The sequence below is a fragment of the Lactobacillus kefiranofaciens genome, assembly GCF_900103655.1.
GTDB lineage: Bacteria > Bacillota > Bacilli > Lactobacillales > Lactobacillaceae > Lactobacillus > Lactobacillus kefiranofaciens.
Genome location: NZ_FMXC01000012.1, coordinates 1 through 15,825, shown reverse-complemented (window position 1 = coordinate 15,825; position 15,825 = coordinate 1). Strand labels below are relative to the sequence as shown.

Here is a 15,825-nt window from a genome sequence, read left to right as displayed (position 1 = left end):
TTTTTTGATGCCTAAAAAGTAGGAGAGAGTCTGCATTTGCCAAAGTGTAGACTCTTTTTTGCGAGGTGATCTAATGAGCAACATTAGAATTTCAAATTTGTCATTTAGATATGAAGACAGCAGTGAGAACATTTTTAACAATTTGGATTTAAACTTAGATAGTTCATGGAAGCTTGGGCTTGTGGGAAGAAACGGTCGCGGAAAGACGACATTCCTTAATATCTTGCGGGGTAAACTTCATGGCTTGGGCAAAATCCAAACTAAATTGAATTTTTCGTATTATCCAGTTTCAATTAATGATCCGACTAATATTACTTTATATGAGTTGCAGGACCAAGTACAATTCGAGCAGTGGGAGTTAGAGCGGGAATTAAACTTAATGGGTGTTGATCCCAATTTGTTGTGGCAACCCTTTAATACCTTAAGCGGAGGTGAACAGACGAAAGTTTTATTAGCCTTGTCATTTACTGATCAAGATTCATTCCCGTTGATTGATGAACCAACTAATCATTTAGATGAAGATAGTCGCGAGGCAGTAAGCGAATACTTGAGAAAGCATGATAAAGGCTATATTGTAGTCAGCCACGACCGTGATTTTTTAAATCAAGTAACTGATCATATTTTAGCTATTGAAAATACTGAAATTCATCTGTATCAGGGTAATTATGCTAGTTACGAAGATACGAAACAAAAACGGGATGAGTTTAATCAGGCTAAGAATGAAAAGTTGAAGGGTGAAGTTAGAAGATTAAATGATTCTTTGCAAAAGAATCTAATGTTTGCCAATCGTTCAGAAAGTACTAAAAATGCTGGGCGAAAATACAAAGGTAAAGCAAATCATCGTGCATTTCATCCTTTAAGTTTTGATGTAACTAAGATAGCGGCTAATGATATGCGGCGAGCTAAGAATATTGAGCATCGTTTGCAGAAAAATATAGCAGATAAGAAAGGTTTAATGACCAACATTGAAGAAGTTCCTGAGCTTACGATGAATTTTCAACCAAATTATCATCAGACTTTGCTTGAAACGCAACACTTAAGTTTGAAAATAGCAGGTAAGGATTTATTTAAAAATTTAAATCTAGTAATTAAAAATCATGGCGTAGTCTCACTTGAAGCCAAAAATGGTTCTGGCAAGTCAACTTTTTTTAAGTTGCTACAAGGTAAAACGGATGAAGTAAGTTACCAAGGTAAGTTTACTTTGGCTAATGGGTTATCAATTTCATATTTACCTCAAGATTTCACTGAGTATACAGGCAGTCTGAAGGATTTTGCGCTCAAACAAAAGATTTCTTATGAAGAACTGCTCAGTAACCTAAAGAAGATTGGCTTTCCTCGATCTGCTTTTAACACGCCGATTGAAGAAATGAGCATGGGTCAACAAAAGCGAGTGGCCTTAGCTAAATCGTTAGTTGAACCATCTGACCTTTATTTTTGGGATGAACCAGCAAATTATCTGGATGTCTTTAATCAAGATCAATTGATCAAGTTGTTAGAAGAAGTTAAGCCAGCTATGCTTCTGATCGAGCATGATCAATATTTCATTGAACAAGTGACGAGTCAACGAGTTAAATTGAGATAAAATCTAAAAAGTGAGCAAGACCAGATTTTAGTAATGGCATGATAATACTAAGCAAAGAGGCCCTAAGAAAATTATTTTTAGAGCCTCTTTCTTAATTTTCAATTTCGTAATTCTTTTTAACTTTAAGGTCTGTTATTGCAACAAACAAGTCAGTATTCTTTTGAAATAAATCTAGAATGCTTTGCGGGGTATTCTTTTTAAAAACAACAGTGGTACAGTTCTCCTTTAGATCGTCTTTTGAAGTTTTGACCCATTTAGCGATTTTAGCAAGTATCACTTCTTCAGGAGAGGGCGCACGTAGGATATCCATCGGTTCAATTCTTTCCATAACCTAGTTTCTCGCTAATATTTACTTTTCAATCTTGTATTCTTTATGGGCGGGAAATGGAATAAGATCATAATTCTTCTCATACAATTTCAGGATTTCTGTAGGGGTGTTCTTTTTAAATATGATGGTTGCAATCTTATCTTTATCAGGCTTTGCAGATGCAATCCATTTTCCAATTTTACCAATTATTTCTTCTTCAGGACTTGGCATTCTGAGGATGTCCATATGAGTTATAAATTTAGTGTTTTCTACCATAATTAAGTTCCTCCATGATTAAATCATTTAAAATAGGATCTTTGGAACCGTGAATAGCATAAACTTCTGCTATTACTTCATTCACACTATTGTTCTTGTAGTTAGCTTTAGCGTATTCAAAAGCTAAGTTAGCGTAAGTACTTACATTTTCAATTAGGTATGAGTAATTATTATTCAATTGATGCGTAATATATGATTCTAAATTTGAATCAAAGTCATTTTTAGCTTCTTGTAAATTATTATACTGTTTTTTATGTGATCGATAAAATCTTTTAATTGCATCCCAATGTAATTTATGACCCAGTTCATGTCGTATAATTTCTTTTAAATCTGTAGCAATAAATAAATTTTGGTGAGTAATTTCATCAATTTGCTCAGTTGAATGGTAAAAATTATTAAAAAATATAACGTTATCTTCAAAAGCATAAGAAGAAATTGCTCCATTTCCTAGCTTCTTGTTTGAAACAACTACAATAGGCGGTACAAGTTGAGGATCAAATTTAACTAAAGTTCTATTCAATAAAGCTACGCAGTCTCGATAATTTTTGCTTTTGCCTTCTACCCAAATACTGTATGGCTGTTTGCTAACTTGTTTAACATGCACTCGTACTAAGGCTTGTCTGTTGTTAAGAAAAATGTACTCTTTCTTTTTGGATAAATAGTCCATATTTCAACCTCCATTATTTATTACGCAAAAAATTGCATAAATTTTTTGAAGGTTGACTGTCTTAAGAAAAAATTTAGAAATTAATCGGGGGTAGTTCTAAATACAGTTATTGTGTATTTAATCTTTGCTGTCCTTTCAATTGGACTATTAATACTAGCGGAAGTATTGGTAAAAACTGGTATTTTATCTAAAAACTATGGTTGGACGTTAATTCTCATCCGATATATTATTGCAATTGTAGCACTAATTTTATACAGCCAAAAAGTAGTTCATAATAAATTTAATTTTGAGTTTGATTTAAAATGGCCTTCAATTATTGGTTGGGTAGTGACACTAATTTTTATTGTTTTTAATTTCTGGTATATAGGGGATAATGATTTTACGCTATCCAATAATGGACTCTCTTCGTTGTTATATTGTTTGGGGCCAGCAATATTTGAAGAATTGTGGTTAAGAGGGTTAATATTTAATCGATTAAGGATAGTCAATAAGTTGGATCATCCTCTTTTTAAGGCAACTTTTATATCAGCTGCTTTGTTTGCAGTATTGCATCTTATTCTTCCAGATTATAGCAATTGGCTGGACTTATTGACACAAATAATTACTGCTTTTGGTCTGGGCGTTTTGTTTGCAGGAATTTACTGTATAACAAATAATTTAGCTTTAACCATGTTGATACATTTCAGTGAAAATTTTAACTCTTATTTCATTACGTATTTACCATGGTTTGATGATTTCGATTTGAATGATTTCATTGTGAACCTAATTCAAACATTTATATATTTAATTATTGGTATATTTCTATTGTGGCTATTCTGGAGAAAGAAAAATTCTGTTAAAAGAAATGATTAGTTAAATTCTCTTTTCTAACCTTTCTACGCCAGAAATAAAGGTCAAACAGAATATTAACCTTACTGAGTTTGCCATAGTCGTGTTTTAAATAATGATAACAAGAGAAAAATCTTTTCTTTAATTTCTCAGGTGGGACGAATTGACCGCGTACGCATAGACGAGTATCTGTGTGTGCGCGGTATTTCATTTGGATTACGCGGCCGACGCCAATCACTGCTTGATTGTTTTTATTATAGGAAGAAAGTGGGATATTGATAAAGCAATTGGTTAGCATATATTTGACACTAATTTTTCTGAGTCTTTGCTCGTTAATAATTATCTTAAAAAGTTTTGGACTAATTCTAAACCATTTTTGCTGGCCGTTTTACCAGTTCAACTTTGATCGTTAAGTATTTTCTGCGCTTTTTACCTTGATACATAAATTTTTCCAGATGAATATTTTCTCATATATAATTATGAATTAATGTGGTCAAAAACAAAACAGTTAATTTCTGAAGATGAAAAACTTGTATTCCATCATGAATGTGCTATTATAAAGTTTCGCTGATGAATATCAGCGCTAAAGCAGAATAATAAATAGAATTAGAGCTAAAAATTTTAGATAGTTTGCACTTATATTTTTGTAAAAGTGCATTAGAGAAATAGTAAGAAATATAGAGATGGTGCTCTACGTTCTTGATATATCAATATCAAGGGGGCGGAGTCTATCCTCTGATAATCTTGCTATTCTCCAATATAGCTGTCTTCATTTTTAGCTCTATTTTTGTTTATTATTCTGCTATTTTTATACCTAAAAATGTTGATCGTCAGGAAAGGTGGCGTTGCCAATGTAGCTTAATCGGTGTCGTCTGTTGTTTGCATTAACTAGAAAGAAGAATTCTCATGAATAAAATTGGTTTCAACATGCATCCCGAAAAAGAAGCAAAGAAGAACCCATGGCAAAAGCAATAAAGCAAGTATTCTACCATCTTTGGGAAGGAGACTTACTTGCCGATTGATTTTGAAAAGCAAATTAAGCCGCAACGGAAGGTAATCGAATTGCGTGGATTGCAGGGAATCATGACTAATTTACCGCATGAATATGATCATGAAAATTTTACGAACGACTTGTTCGGCGATGATGTCGTAAATTTTGAATAAATGAAAAAGACGCATTTGCGTCTTTTTTCTTACCTCAAATATAGCTGTTTCAAATTTTCCAATGCAGTTTTAGCAGAGTTGGCTACGCTTAAGCTGCGCCCATATTCACGATACTTCTCTTGCATTGTTTTTAATTCTTGGGGATGTTCAAACCAGTAGTCAATTTTATCAGCTAAAGCCTGAGCATCTCCAACAGAGAAACGATTATTTTCACTTAACGCGTAGCTACTAGTAGAAGTTAAAGGACCATCTGCAATCACTGGCACGCAACCGCTCGCAAAAGCTTCCATACAAGCCATGCCTTCGATTTCAACCTTAGCACAATGAACAATCAGATCGCTTTGTGTCATAACTTGTCGTAATTCTGCGGGAGTGAAAAACTGCATGATTGGTTGATGTGGTAATTTAGCAGCAAGTTTTTTATATTTCTTTTGTAAAGGGCCTTGACCAGCAAAGATCAAACGAATTTGTGAAGCATGCTTAGCTAGATGCATTGCTTTGAAAAGAGTTTTCTGCTGCTTTTCATGGGAAAATCTGCCGATGCACAAAATGGTGAAGGGATGACCGACTTCTTTTTTATGCGAATTATTAATGAACTTGGAACTAATGCCATTTGAAACCACAAACAGCTTTTGTTTAAAATGATTCTTTCTAAGCCAGTTTGCGACTTTTTCTGTTGGACATTGCAATGCAGCACAGTTCCTAAAAGATTTTTTTCTAAAAAAGAGCATAAAGCTCCAGTTGCCTAAGCTGTTGTTTAAAAAAGGCACTGATGAAGTGATGTTCTGCGGATAAATATGAAAGGTACCAATTACGGGTTTATCCATCTTTTTAGCAATTTTTGCAGAGCGCTAGGAAATAGGAAAGGGAGTTTCTACTTGAACAACATCCGCCCAAGTGACCGCTTGCTGGATTGTCTTTTTAACCGGTCGAGCAAAGTGAAAGCCTTGTTTGGCGATTAGAGCGCGAATAAATGGGATGTTAATGTTCAATTGTGGAACAGGATAATCGGCCTGCCCACCTAAATTAGTGGACAGAATTCGTACGTCTTGTCCCATTTTCTTATATTGTCCTACAAAGCGTTGAGTGGAAATACACATGCCATTGCTGCGGTTAAAATAGTCATCAATTACAAATAAAATCTTCATGATTAGCCCTTGTGTTAAAGTTTTTCGTTATAATGTAATCATAATAGTTTGGAGATAAGGATATGATCTTTGGATTTAATCGACGTCGAGTTATAAATAATATTAAGAAAAATGCAGAGAAAAAGCAATTCAATGCCAAAGCTGAATTGAATGATCCGGTTTTGACTAAGGAAGAAGTAAAGAAGTTAGTTCAACAGTTTTGGCAACATACACAAACTTTAAATTACCGCATACTTAATCTGATTTTTCGGAGAATTTTTGGATTAGTGGCAATCGTGTTGCCTCCTAGAAGTCGGATTGAAGGGATGCAAAATCTGCCCGATTCTCCTTCAGCTTTTATCACTGGTAATCACTACAACCAATTCGATGTGTTAATGATTAAAAGACTGGCAATGAAAAAGAAAAGCGCTTGTATGCAGTAGTAGCTGTCAGTAATCTGGTGATGCCGCATATGATTGGTTGGCTCGTGCGCAATTTTGATTCTATCCCCATTGATCATAACTTGCGCTATTTGATTCGGGATTTGCCAACATATTTGAAGAAAATCTTTGAAAAGCCTTGCTGGATTTTAATCTATCCCGAAGAAGAATTGTGGTTTAATTATCGCAAGCCTCGTCCGTTGAAAAAGGGAGCATATTTCTGTGCTGCTAAGTTAAATAAGCCGATTATTTCGACTTTTACTGAATTGCGGGCTACGTCTAGACGTGAAGTTTGGCAACGTGATTTTTATAAGACTAAAAGTATCCTTCATGTTTTGCCAACTATTTATCCGGATCCGCACTTGTCAGTTGGTGAAAATACGCAAAAAATGTGGCAAACCGATTATCAGCAAAAGAAGTCCGCTTATGAGAAGTATTATAATTGTAAATTGACGAGTGATTTTAGTAATGAAGATATTGTAGGGTATAGCCCTAGAAGAAAGAGGTAATTTATGTTAAAAGATCAACAAAAATTTGACCAATTAGGCGAAAAGTTATTTATGGATGGCGTTTTGCAAGACTTTGAGAAAAAGCATGGTCCAATCAAGGGCAGAATGATGGTAACTGAAGGTAAAATTCCACCAGAAATGCTGATGAAATTGCAGCCTGAATTGATGAAGAATCCAAAGTGGATTGTCGTAGATGGTAGTTTTGATTTTTCTAATTATACAATTGGTATGGTAGTTGGCTTGAATCCAGTGCGTCCGATTTCTAACGGTTGGTTAACTCCACAATTGAATCATCCAGGTGTCGCCCCAACGAAGAATTGGCAAGAATTCTTTATGGAAAAAGTAATGCAGAATATTGATGAAAATGGCAAGATCGATTTGCCGCTTTACAGTTTGATCTCTGATAAGAGCGATTTGACTCTGAATGGTAAAGAAAAATAATTAAAAACTGACGTTGGCATTTTAGGCTGATGTCAGTTTTTGTTTTAAAAGAAACTATTAGTTAAGTGATTTTGCTTTACTTTTCTACGCCAAAAATATAAATCAAACATGATATTAATTTTGCTTAGCTTGCCGTAATCATGACGTAAATAATGGTAGGTAAGGAAAAACTCTTTTTTTAGTTTCTCAGGTGGAGTAAATTGCCCGCGCACGCAGAGACGAGTATCTGTATGTGCACGATATTCCATTTTGATGACCCGTCCAACGCCGATTACTGCTTGATTATGTCTACTGTAAGTAGTCAATGGAATGTTGATTAGGCAATTAGTCAACATTTTTCGGGGATGTATTTTTCTTAGTCTTTGTTCCGTAATTATAATTTGAAAAAATTTAGGACTAATTCTAAACCATTTTGGTTGGCCATTTACCAGTTCTACCTTCATTGCTAGGTATTTTCTATGTTTTTGATGACGTTGCTGTTTCTTTTTCATGTCTTTACCAATTATTTCTCTATAAAGCCGATTTCTAATAAATGGTATCAAAAAAATCCATCTTGAACAAATGGTCTTGCTAGCTGTGAAAATATGAGTAAAATAAAATCTGTAAATTATTATTTTTTTGGAGGAAAAAATGAAAAAAAGTCTTTTAATTTCCCTTACTGCAAGTAGTTTATTCGCATTAGGCTTAACTGCTAGTGGCGTAAACTCAGAATCAGTTCAAGCAGCTACAAAAACGGCTTATTTAAAAAACAAGGCGTATATTTATACTTATCGTGGTCATAGAACTCGTAAGTCTATTGCTAAGAGCAAACATGTGAAGATAACTTCAACTAAGCGAATTAAAGGTCACAAGTACTATCGTTTAAGTAAAAATCGTTACATTAGAGCGGCTAATGCAACCACGCCATACTTGTTCAAAGTAACTATTCGTGAAGATTACGATGATGACAATGTAGGCGAAGTTCACGTCAGCCCTTCTCAACAATCTAAGGTAACTGGTTGGATTGGTGGTACATATATGTTTATCAAAAGAAGACTGATAAACATGGAACTGGTTGGTATAAGGTAAGCAAAAAGAGTTGGATTAAAGCTAGTGATACTAATCGTCCATATGGCAAAGCAGGCAATGATTCAAACAATGCTGCTTCATCCAGTGCCAAAAAAGTTGCAAATAACAAGGCGACGCAACCTAAAAAAGCTGTTAAGCATGCGTCAACTAACAATGCAACTAAAAACGCCGCCAGCTTAATGGACTTTTTGGCAAATAATCAGACCTTAACTGCTGCACAAAGAGCTGAAGCTCAGAAGGCTATGACCTTAAACCGGACAATTGGACTCTCAATCTGCACCTAGCTGGTTTAATGCAGATGTATCTTTGGGCGCAAAAAAGGACGCCACTAGTGCATCCAATATTAAGGCTGCTTTAACTAATATGGAAAAAGCCAACCGCGCTCGTAAACAATATGATGTGCCGGCATTAAAGGTATCACCAGTATTAGTAGCCATTTCAATGATTGATGCTGATTATCAAAAGAGTGGCTTGACTCATCCGCAATATTACAAGCAGGGTTTAGAAAACCTTGCCGCTGGTGCTGAACCAGTTAATATGTGGTTAGGTGAGAAATCTAACTGGAAGTGGAATGTTAAGAAAAATCCAAGTTTAGCTGCATATGAATTCGTTCCAAACTGGGGCGGAGTATATAATGATGTCGCAATGGGGACTAATGGCTATAAGACTTCAGGTCATTATCTTAATTTGCTTAATCGAACTCATACAGTAATGGGCATGGCTCATATGACGGGTAATTCTGATTATGGTTCTGTCGATGCATTTAACGCTTCAAGTGATGATCCAAATGGTGCATTAAGCTTGAGTCAATATAAGAATTTAGTAAATGAATGGCTTAGTAAGTAGTGATAACTGATGAAGAAAAAGAAAATTTTTTCAATAATAATTACACTGTTGTTAGTAGTTGCTTGTGGTTTAGGAACTAGAAGCAGACAAGTAGATGCAAAGACTATTACGTTAAAGGCCTACACTGCTAAAAGATATCTTAATGTTACACCAAAAAGAGCTGAAGGATTAGGCTCGGGTGGTTCTTGGATTGAAAAGCAAGTTGATAAAACGATTCGTGTTAACCATGGAAAGTATTTTACATATGTCCCAATGGTTTATACCATTACTAAAAACATGAGAGCTGTTTATGATACTGAATCGCTGACGTCTGATCAAGGTGAAAAAATGACTTTTAAACGTGGATACCTGTATGTAGCTAGAATGCCATTACATATTAGTCATTTGAAACCTAATCAAAAGTATAGATTCAGAACAGATACTTTAGGTGATAATACTCCATATGTACAGTATCATTGGATCACCAAACGAGCTAATCGTAAAGGCGTAATCTCTTTTGGTGGTCCCAGCGTTGACATTTATTTGAATTGTAATGTAAATAAATCTTTTTTGAAGAAAGCTTTACATGATAAAAGACGTATTTTGAATAGGAAGATTCAAATTTTATAATTTTGATAGGCTGTTAAAAGGTGTTTTTAATGAAAAAAGTAGTTGTATTCTTATTATCTTTAGTAATGTTAACTACTGGTAGTATTGTTTTTATTAATGATGGCAGTAATGAAGTTCAGGCAAGCAGCTTAAAAGCTTATAACGTTCCTAAGCGTTACCGCGGTCATTGGAAAAACAAAAACTGTTGGTTAACCATTAGCAAGCGCCATATTTCTGGTAATTATTTTACTAAGCATGGTACTACCTATCGTTGGACTGCTAAAGCTCAACGACACGTTTCAAATCATATTGTTTTATGTTCAAGATACAGAAAGGGGATTACTATTGGTTTAGCTGGTGGTGAGCGCAGTTATCTTGTTCGTAAAGGAAAGAATTTGAAATTGTATATTGATACTTGGGTAGAAACGTTACATAGATAATATGTAGTTCAGATAGAATTATAAATATGGAATCTCATGGCAAATGCTGTGGGATTTTTGTTTTTACTCTTCCACTATAAACATTTGTTTGATATAATTCTTTTATAAAATAAAGGAACAAATGTGCTGATTTGTATTAGAGATTACGAAAAGCGTTATTTGATCGTTAAAAAATGACATATTGGAAAGAATGTTTGAAATAAGAAAAATAAGTCATAATTTATTGCTTGTTTGTTTTATACTAATATTGTAAGCGCTAACTAAGGAGGCTTTATAATGAATATTGTTAATAATGATTTTCATAAGATTTTAACTGAAAGACATTCGGTGCGTAGGTTTGATCCATCAGTAAAGATTAGTCATGATGAAATGAACGAAATGCTGGAAGAGACTATTACGGCACCTTCAGCATGCAATCTGCAAGCATGGAAATTTATAGTTGTTGATACTAAAGAGGGTAGAGAAAAACTACATCAGTATTTCATGAAGTTTAATTTCCCACAAATTGATCAAAGTTCTGCTGTAGTCTTGTTTTTTTGGTAATACTCTAGCTTATAATAAATATAGTCAATTATGGCATAGTATGTATCAAAGTAAAAAGGTAACTAAAGAAGCAATGGAAGCAGCACTTAATACTTTCATGCCGCTATATGAAAAGGCCCCACAAGAAATGCTAGTGGTTGATTCAATGGTTGATAGTTCTCTTGCTGCAATGCAATTTATGCTAGTTGCTCGTGAGCATGGCTATGAAACTAATGCAATGGCTGGATATGATGCTAAGAAGGCGGCAATTGTAATGGGGCTTGATCCTAAACAATATGTTCCAGTAATGGCAATTGCTATTGGTAAGCATGATCCAAAGGCTGAAGCAGAAATTACTACTACTAGATATTCTCTTGCTGATCTTGTTGATTATCAATAAAGTTTTGGAGTAGATTTTAAGTATTCTGTGTAGGGAATTGTAAATTAAGTTAATAATCTAGTTTAGAAAGTGAATAAAAATAAGAGTTTAGCTTTTCAGAAATGGCTTGATTACAAGGATTTTTTACTGTATTCTCCACGTAGGTGGAGGTGATCCTGACCTCATGGGAATACGGCTCAGTTCTTGAAAGTGTTCTCCACGTATGTGGAGGTGATCCTGAATAGCTTAGAAAAAGCACAGCATTAGTTAGGTGTTCTCCACGTATGTGGAGGTGATCCTTGAAGTTGATCAGACACAGTACAGTCATTTAGGTGTTCTCCACGTATGTGGAGGTGATCCTCAATGAAGTTACGCGCTATACTGATTTTATTCGTGTTCTCCACGTATGTGGAGGTTTCTATTCACATAAAAATATCCTCGACTGTAACACTGTAACTGTCGAGGATGTTCATTCTATCGGTCTTTGCTATCTATTAATTTGTAAAATGTCTTCCTTAGCATGAATCAGTTCAGTGACAAACTGGCAATATGGCGTAGCTACACTGTGTTTTAACCCTTTGCGCCAAACTGCACCATCAATATAATCGATTTCAGTTGGTCGATGGTTTTGAATTAAATCTTGATACATTGAAGGATAATGTGGAGTATCAAATAGGCTTTCTACATGTCTAATAACCTCGGCACGATCTAGATTGACGCCTTCATACTGAGCGATATCAGCGAATTCTTGTACAATATGTCTAGTTAAAGTATCCGCTTCATTGGTATGACCATATTCTTTGCAACTAGCTCCCAGCAATGCGCATAAGGCATTAACTACACCGTTAACACAAGCTTTACGCCATATAGAATACATTACGTTTTCGCTATAACTTGCGTTTAAACCGGCATCATCTAAGATTTTGACAATCTTTTCAGTCTCATTTTTACCTTTAGGATCAGGATCAAGGCATTGAATTTCAATATTACCGTTATCATTAGCAAAAGTGATATGACCAGGTGCTGTTATCATTGACGCTCACATGGTTACACCCATGATAATGTGATCACGTTGAACGAATCTGCTTAGTACTTCTTCGTGGCCTAGGCCATGAGCAGACATAAAACATAGGTATTCTTAGAAATGATTGGTTTTAGATTATTTAGCATCCCTTCAAGCTGCATTGATTTGGTAAAAACAATCAACAGATCAACATTCTCACGTTGCTCATCAATTTCTTCAGGATTATAAATTGGCATTTTTTCAGTAATTTCTTGATCTTTCACTTTAGCAATTACGCCATTTTTACGCACGGCTGCGATATTTTTATCCCAGCTATCAATTAGAGTAACATTATTATTAGCTCTCTTTAAATGCCAGCCAAACTTCGAGCCCATTGCGCCAGCTCCTGCAATTGCAATTCTCATCGAAAAATCCTCCTTGTGTTATTAGTAATCGCTTTCAATGTAAACTAAATAGCAAATTTTGGCAATAATTATTGTCTTTTTTGAAGTAAAATTAAAGTTATACATAAATGAAAGGGAGATACCCAAATGAAAGCATTATCCGTTCGTGGTGACTACGTGATGAGTATGATTAGTGGTCGCAAAAAAGTAGAATATCGCAGTTGGAAGACGAATTATCGTGGTCCAATACTGATGTGCTCGACAACAAAAAAGGTGGCTGGAGCAGCGCCAGGATATGCCTTGTGTGTAATGAATTTAGATCACATTATTTGGAGTGATTTTGATCAATGCTATTATTGGTACATTAATTTAGAAAATGTTATTGAGCCAATTCACGTTAAGGGGCAACTAAAATTGTTTAACGTTGATGATAAGTTGATCAAGCCGATTAGTCATAAGGAATTTGACCGAAAAGTTAAATCATTAATTTATTATCCTAAGAAAAAGAAAACATAACTTGATGAAAAGTCACGCTTTCTTAATTTACTTCAATTTGACATCCCAAGCTGCAATTTGTTTATCACCATAAAACTTGCGATATAGTTGTTTAGTTTTCTTGCTTTGATATGCTTTAACTATTTCGTGATAGATTCGCTGGTTCTTTTCTGTGGAGCGAGCACAGATGATATTAATCCATTGCTTGGAATCCTTATTTAACGGTTCGACAAAAATTGTTTGTTTTTTACCTAAACCAGCAGGTCCGGCAAAATCATTATTGACCACAGCTGCGTCGACATCTTCAATCATTCTACTAATGTGTTCGGATGCGATTTCTTTAATCTTAAAATGGTGAGGGTTACTAGTTATATCAGCAATTGAGACTAGAATCTTATGTGGACGCAATTTAATCAATCCTGCATTTTTTAGCACGAATAGAGCACGTGATTCGTTGGTAGAGTCACTAGGAACGGCAATCGTTGCTCAATCTGGCAAATCAGATAGGTGATGACATTTTTTGCTGTAAAGATGAATAGGAGAAAGGAATGATTAACTATTATATAATGAAAAGCAGAAATAAGTAGAATAAGATAGAAGCATATGCTATAATCTTTCTCAAAGGCAATATGTGGAGGTGAAGATTATGGCTATGCTTAAACCTAGAGAGATGGCTGACCGTTTAGGAATTACAGTACGTACTTTGCAGGAATGGGATCGCAAGGGAATATTTCCAGCGCACCGCACGCCTACAAACAAGCGCTATTATACCGAGCAGGATTATTTAAGATACGTTAATGGCCAGTCTAGCTCAGAAGAAGACAAGCGCAAGATAGTCGGATATGCAAGAGTTTCTACTGCTAATCAGAAGGGTGATCTTAAGGATCAAGAAGACTTTATCCGCCAATATGCGAATGCAAAAGGCATTATTCTTGATGAAATGATTACCGATATTGGCAGTGGGCTTAACTACAAGCGCAAGAAATGGAATAGACTTCTTGATGAGGTAATGCAAGGCAAGATTAAGACAATCTACATTACCTATCAAGACCGTTTTATTCGCTTCGGCTATGACTGGTTTGAGAAGCTGTGCAATCAAAATGGCACTGAAATAGTAGTGCTGAACAACCAAGAAACCTCGCCTAATGATGAATTAGTGCAGGATGTTCTAAGCATTTTGCATGTATTCTCGTGCCGACTTTATGGTTTGCGTAAATATAAGCATAAGATTAGCGAGGATAAGGAGCTGAGCCAAAAATGATTGTGAAGACACGAATCTACCAGCTATACCCTAATCAGACCATGAAGCAGGTCTTAGACGATTGGTGCGACTATCGCAGATATTGTTGGAATCAAGCACTGGCTCTATGGCAAGACCTATATATGGCTCATACTATCTTGGATAAAGTGGTTGCCACGGTTTTTATTCCCAAGCAGGATAAAAAGACTAAAAAATGGAAAGCAATTCATCGGGATCAGCACCTGAATCCTAGTCCTAACTGGCGCTTAGTGCGCGACAGAATGATCGAGCAAAAAAACGACTGGCAATATGCCTACTCTGCCCGTACTTTACAATTGGCGGTTCAAGATTTAGGCAAAGCATGGGAAAGCTTCTTTAATCAGGCTCAGCCTGATTGGGGCAAGCCAAAGTTCCGTTCCAAGAGAAATCCACGGCAAGGCTTTAAAACCGATCGAGCCAAAATCAAAGACGGGCGACTTTGGCTTGAAATGCCTAGAGAAACGCCTTATAAGGATGACTGGACTGGCATCAAGCTTTCAGAAAAGCCGCTGCCAGGCAAAATTGGCGTAGTATCCATCGTTAGAATTAATGATAAATATTATGCCTGCGTGCCGTATAAGCTAGAAACACCTGTATCAAAGGCAAAAACGGGCAAAGAAGCAGGAATTGATGTCAATGTCGGCCACTTCAATTATCAGGATGGTCAGTGCTTGATTTTGCCTGATTCGCTAAAGCATCTTTATCTTAAAATTAAGTTTTACCAAAAGCGTTTAGCTAAAAAGCGGACAGTCAACGGCAGAATTAAAGGAACGCAAAGCAACAAATACTTGAAGACGAAAGCCAAGCTTCAAGCCTGCTACCAGCGTGCCACTAATATTCAGCGTGACTTGATGCATAAGTTTACTACGAAAATGGCTGATGAATATGACCAGATTGTAATTGAAAGCTTAGACGTTAAGGCAATGCTTATGAGTCATGTAGCTTCGAAGGGCATGCAAAGATCAATGTTCGGACTATTTAGGCAACTGCTGGCTTATAAATGCGCTTGGTACGGCAAAGAACTAATTTTAGCTGATCAGCACTATCCATCAACGCAAAGATGTGCGGTCTGTGGCACGGTCAAAAAAGGCGCTGACAAGATCACTTTAAAAGGCAATCAGAAGCATGGAACAAAGCACAATGAGTATATCTGCTACAATCCAGCTTGCCCTAATTACGGCAAAACGGTTGATCGTGACGTAAATGCCATGAAAAACCTTACGCTGTTGATCAGTCATCCCGAATTAAACAAAGCATTATAAAAAAATCCACGGTCAGGCTATGGCCGATAACGATGCCATCATAGCTGGTCAATGCGATTACTCCCTAGTTGGAATATCGGAATACCGGTGTTTGACGGTGGTGAATATAGAATGGAAAGGGAAAAATGTAAACCTTTGAGGCATGGAAAATACCGTTCTTTTATGTTCTTCCATGCTTTTCCACATTTTATATAGCAG

20 protein-coding genes and 4 pseudogenes are annotated in these 15,825 nt (G+C 35.8%); 15 read left to right on the top strand and 9 right to left on the bottom strand.

The features are described 5' to 3' along the window. Positions 1-73 precede the first annotated feature (73 nt). Positions 74-1,582, top strand: a complete 1,509-nt coding sequence (gene abc-f / locus BLP58_RS05850; protein WP_013854106.1) for a ribosomal protection-like ABC-F family protein — start codon at positions 74-76, stop codon at positions 1,580-1,582. A gap of 91 nt (positions 1,583-1,673) precedes the next feature. On the opposite strand, the gene BLP58_RS05845 is transcribed toward abc-f, so the two are convergent. From BLP58_RS05845 to BLP58_RS05835, 3 genes are read right to left on the bottom strand one after another with little or no spacing between them, the layout of a single operon-like run. Further along, positions 1,674-1,910 carry a hypothetical protein gene (locus tag BLP58_RS05845; protein ID WP_013854105.1) on the bottom strand — a complete coding sequence of 79 codons (237 nt, stop codon included), beginning with the start codon at positions 1,908-1,910 and terminating at the stop codon, positions 1,674-1,676. 21 nt (positions 1,911-1,931) lie between these two features. Beyond that, positions 1,932-2,165 carry a hypothetical protein gene (locus BLP58_RS05840; RefSeq protein ID WP_013854104.1) on the bottom strand — a complete coding sequence of 78 codons (234 nt, stop codon included), beginning with the start codon at positions 2,163-2,165 and terminating at the stop codon, positions 1,932-1,934. Further along, a complete protein-coding gene (locus BLP58_RS05835; RefSeq protein ID WP_013854103.1) occupies positions 2,149-2,832 on the bottom strand; it encodes a hypothetical protein in 684 nt (227 codons plus the stop codon). Before BLP58_RS05835 ends, BLP58_RS05840 begins: the two co-directional genes overlap by 17 nt. A 165-nt stretch (positions 2,833-2,997) precedes the next feature. Here BLP58_RS05835 and BLP58_RS05830 point away from each other — a divergent pair, with 165 nt between their 5' ends. Continuing rightward, on the top strand, positions 2,998-3,684 hold the full coding sequence (locus tag BLP58_RS05830) for a CPBP family intramembrane glutamic endopeptidase (RefSeq protein WP_158306206.1): 687 nt from the start codon (positions 2,998-3,000) through the stop codon (positions 3,682-3,684). Here the strand turns inward: BLP58_RS05830 and BLP58_RS12750 are convergent. Next, positions 3,668-4,036: pseudogene (locus tag BLP58_RS12750) on the bottom strand (DUF7679 family protein); the annotation flags it as partial. The gene BLP58_RS05830 and the pseudogene BLP58_RS12750 overlap by 17 nt on opposite strands. 635 nt (positions 4,037-4,671) lie before the next feature. On the opposite strand from BLP58_RS12750, the gene BLP58_RS12120 reads away from it, so the two are divergent. Further along, positions 4,672-4,824 (top strand): hypothetical protein, encoded by a 153-nt coding sequence (locus BLP58_RS12120; protein ID WP_013854101.1) that lies wholly within the window; start codon positions 4,672-4,674, stop codon positions 4,822-4,824. Positions 4,825-4,853: 29 nt separating this feature from the next. On the opposite strand, the gene BLP58_RS05825 is transcribed toward BLP58_RS12120, so the two are convergent. Then, positions 4,854-5,513: a glycosyltransferase gene (locus BLP58_RS05825; protein ID WP_322522438.1), complete on the bottom strand. Its 660-nt coding sequence runs from the start codon at positions 5,511-5,513 to the stop codon at positions 4,854-4,856. Positions 5,514-5,675: 162 nt separating this feature from the next. Beyond that, positions 5,676-5,972 carry a glycosyltransferase family protein gene (locus BLP58_RS12640; RefSeq protein ID WP_013854099.1) on the bottom strand — a complete coding sequence of 99 codons (297 nt, stop codon included), beginning with the start codon at positions 5,970-5,972 and terminating at the stop codon, positions 5,676-5,678. A gap of 62 nt (positions 5,973-6,034) precedes the next feature. Between BLP58_RS12640 and BLP58_RS12350 the strand changes: the two genes are divergently transcribed. From BLP58_RS12350 to BLP58_RS05810, 3 genes are read left to right on the top strand one after another with little or no spacing between them, the layout of a single operon-like run. Beyond that, on the top strand, positions 6,035-6,394 hold the full coding sequence (locus BLP58_RS12350) for a hypothetical protein (protein WP_226908596.1): 360 nt from the start codon (positions 6,035-6,037) through the stop codon (positions 6,392-6,394). Then, positions 6,382-6,900, top strand: a complete 519-nt coding sequence (locus tag BLP58_RS12345) for a 1-acyl-sn-glycerol-3-phosphate acyltransferase (protein WP_226908595.1) — start codon at positions 6,382-6,384, stop codon at positions 6,898-6,900. The genes BLP58_RS12350 and BLP58_RS12345 overlap by 13 nt, the downstream gene beginning before the upstream one ends. A 3-nt stretch (positions 6,901-6,903) precedes the next feature. Next, positions 6,904-7,341, top strand: a complete 438-nt coding sequence (locus BLP58_RS05810) for a hypothetical protein (protein ID WP_013854098.1) — start codon at positions 6,904-6,906, stop codon at positions 7,339-7,341. 44 nt (positions 7,342-7,385) lie between these two features. Here BLP58_RS05810 and BLP58_RS05805 read toward each other — a convergent pair whose 3' ends face one another. Continuing rightward, positions 7,386-7,832 (bottom strand): DUF7679 family protein, encoded by a 447-nt coding sequence (locus BLP58_RS05805; protein WP_143000321.1) that lies wholly within the window; start codon positions 7,830-7,832, stop codon positions 7,386-7,388. A 139-nt stretch (positions 7,833-7,971) separates the two neighbouring features. Here BLP58_RS05805 and BLP58_RS05800 point away from each other — a divergent pair, with 139 nt between their 5' ends. The 6 genes and pseudogenes from BLP58_RS05800 (at position 7,972) to BLP58_RS05775 (ending at position 11,205) form a co-directional block, all read left to right on the top strand. Next, a complete protein-coding gene (locus tag BLP58_RS05800) occupies positions 7,972-8,409 on the top strand; it encodes an SLAP domain-containing protein (RefSeq protein ID WP_025084198.1) in 438 nt (145 codons plus the stop codon). Next, complete coding sequence (locus BLP58_RS05795; RefSeq protein ID WP_013854096.1) at positions 8,340-8,693, top strand: hypothetical protein; 354 nt, start codon at positions 8,340-8,342, stop codon at positions 8,691-8,693. The genes BLP58_RS05800 and BLP58_RS05795 overlap by 70 nt, the downstream gene beginning before the upstream one ends. Before the next feature lie 22 nt (positions 8,694-8,715). Continuing rightward, positions 8,716-9,255, top strand: a complete 540-nt coding sequence (locus BLP58_RS05790; RefSeq protein ID WP_013854095.1) for a CAP domain-containing protein — start codon at positions 8,716-8,718, stop codon at positions 9,253-9,255. 9 nt (positions 9,256-9,264) lie between these two features. Next, positions 9,265-9,864 carry a hypothetical protein gene (locus tag BLP58_RS05785; RefSeq protein ID WP_013854094.1) on the top strand — a complete coding sequence of 200 codons (600 nt, stop codon included), beginning with the start codon at positions 9,265-9,267 and terminating at the stop codon, positions 9,862-9,864. Positions 9,865-9,893: 29 nt separating this feature from the next. Then, positions 9,894-10,283 carry a hypothetical protein gene (locus BLP58_RS05780; RefSeq protein ID WP_013854093.1) on the top strand — a complete coding sequence of 130 codons (390 nt, stop codon included), beginning with the start codon at positions 9,894-9,896 and terminating at the stop codon, positions 10,281-10,283. 276 nt (positions 10,284-10,559) lie between these two features. After that, positions 10,560-11,205: pseudogene (locus tag BLP58_RS05775) on the top strand (nitroreductase family protein). 466 nt (positions 11,206-11,671) lie between these two features. Here the strand turns inward: BLP58_RS05775 and BLP58_RS05770 are convergent. Then, positions 11,672-12,612: pseudogene (locus BLP58_RS05770) on the bottom strand (2-dehydropantoate 2-reductase). A gap of 126 nt (positions 12,613-12,738) precedes the next feature. Between BLP58_RS05770 and BLP58_RS05765 the strand changes: the two are divergent. Further along, positions 12,739-13,107 (top strand): ASCH domain-containing protein, encoded by a 369-nt coding sequence (locus BLP58_RS05765; protein ID WP_013854092.1) that lies wholly within the window; start codon positions 12,739-12,741, stop codon positions 13,105-13,107. Positions 13,108-13,134: 27 nt separating this feature from the next. On the opposite strand, the pseudogene BLP58_RS05760 reads toward BLP58_RS05765, so the two are convergent. After that, positions 13,135-13,638: pseudogene (locus tag BLP58_RS05760) on the bottom strand (MetQ/NlpA family ABC transporter substrate-binding protein); the annotation flags it as partial. A gap of 94 nt (positions 13,639-13,732) precedes the next feature. On the opposite strand from BLP58_RS05760, the gene BLP58_RS05755 reads away from it, so the two are divergent. Together BLP58_RS05755 and BLP58_RS05750 are read left to right on the top strand one after the other, a co-directional pair. Next, a complete protein-coding gene (locus BLP58_RS05755; protein ID WP_013854090.1) occupies positions 13,733-14,347 on the top strand; it encodes an IS607 family transposase in 615 nt (204 codons plus the stop codon). After that, a complete protein-coding gene (locus BLP58_RS05750; protein ID WP_013854089.1) occupies positions 14,344-15,627 on the top strand; it encodes an RNA-guided endonuclease InsQ/TnpB family protein in 1,284 nt (427 codons plus the stop codon). The genes BLP58_RS05755 and BLP58_RS05750 overlap by 4 nt, the downstream gene beginning before the upstream one ends. The last annotated feature ends 198 nt before the right edge of the window (positions 15,628-15,825 follow it).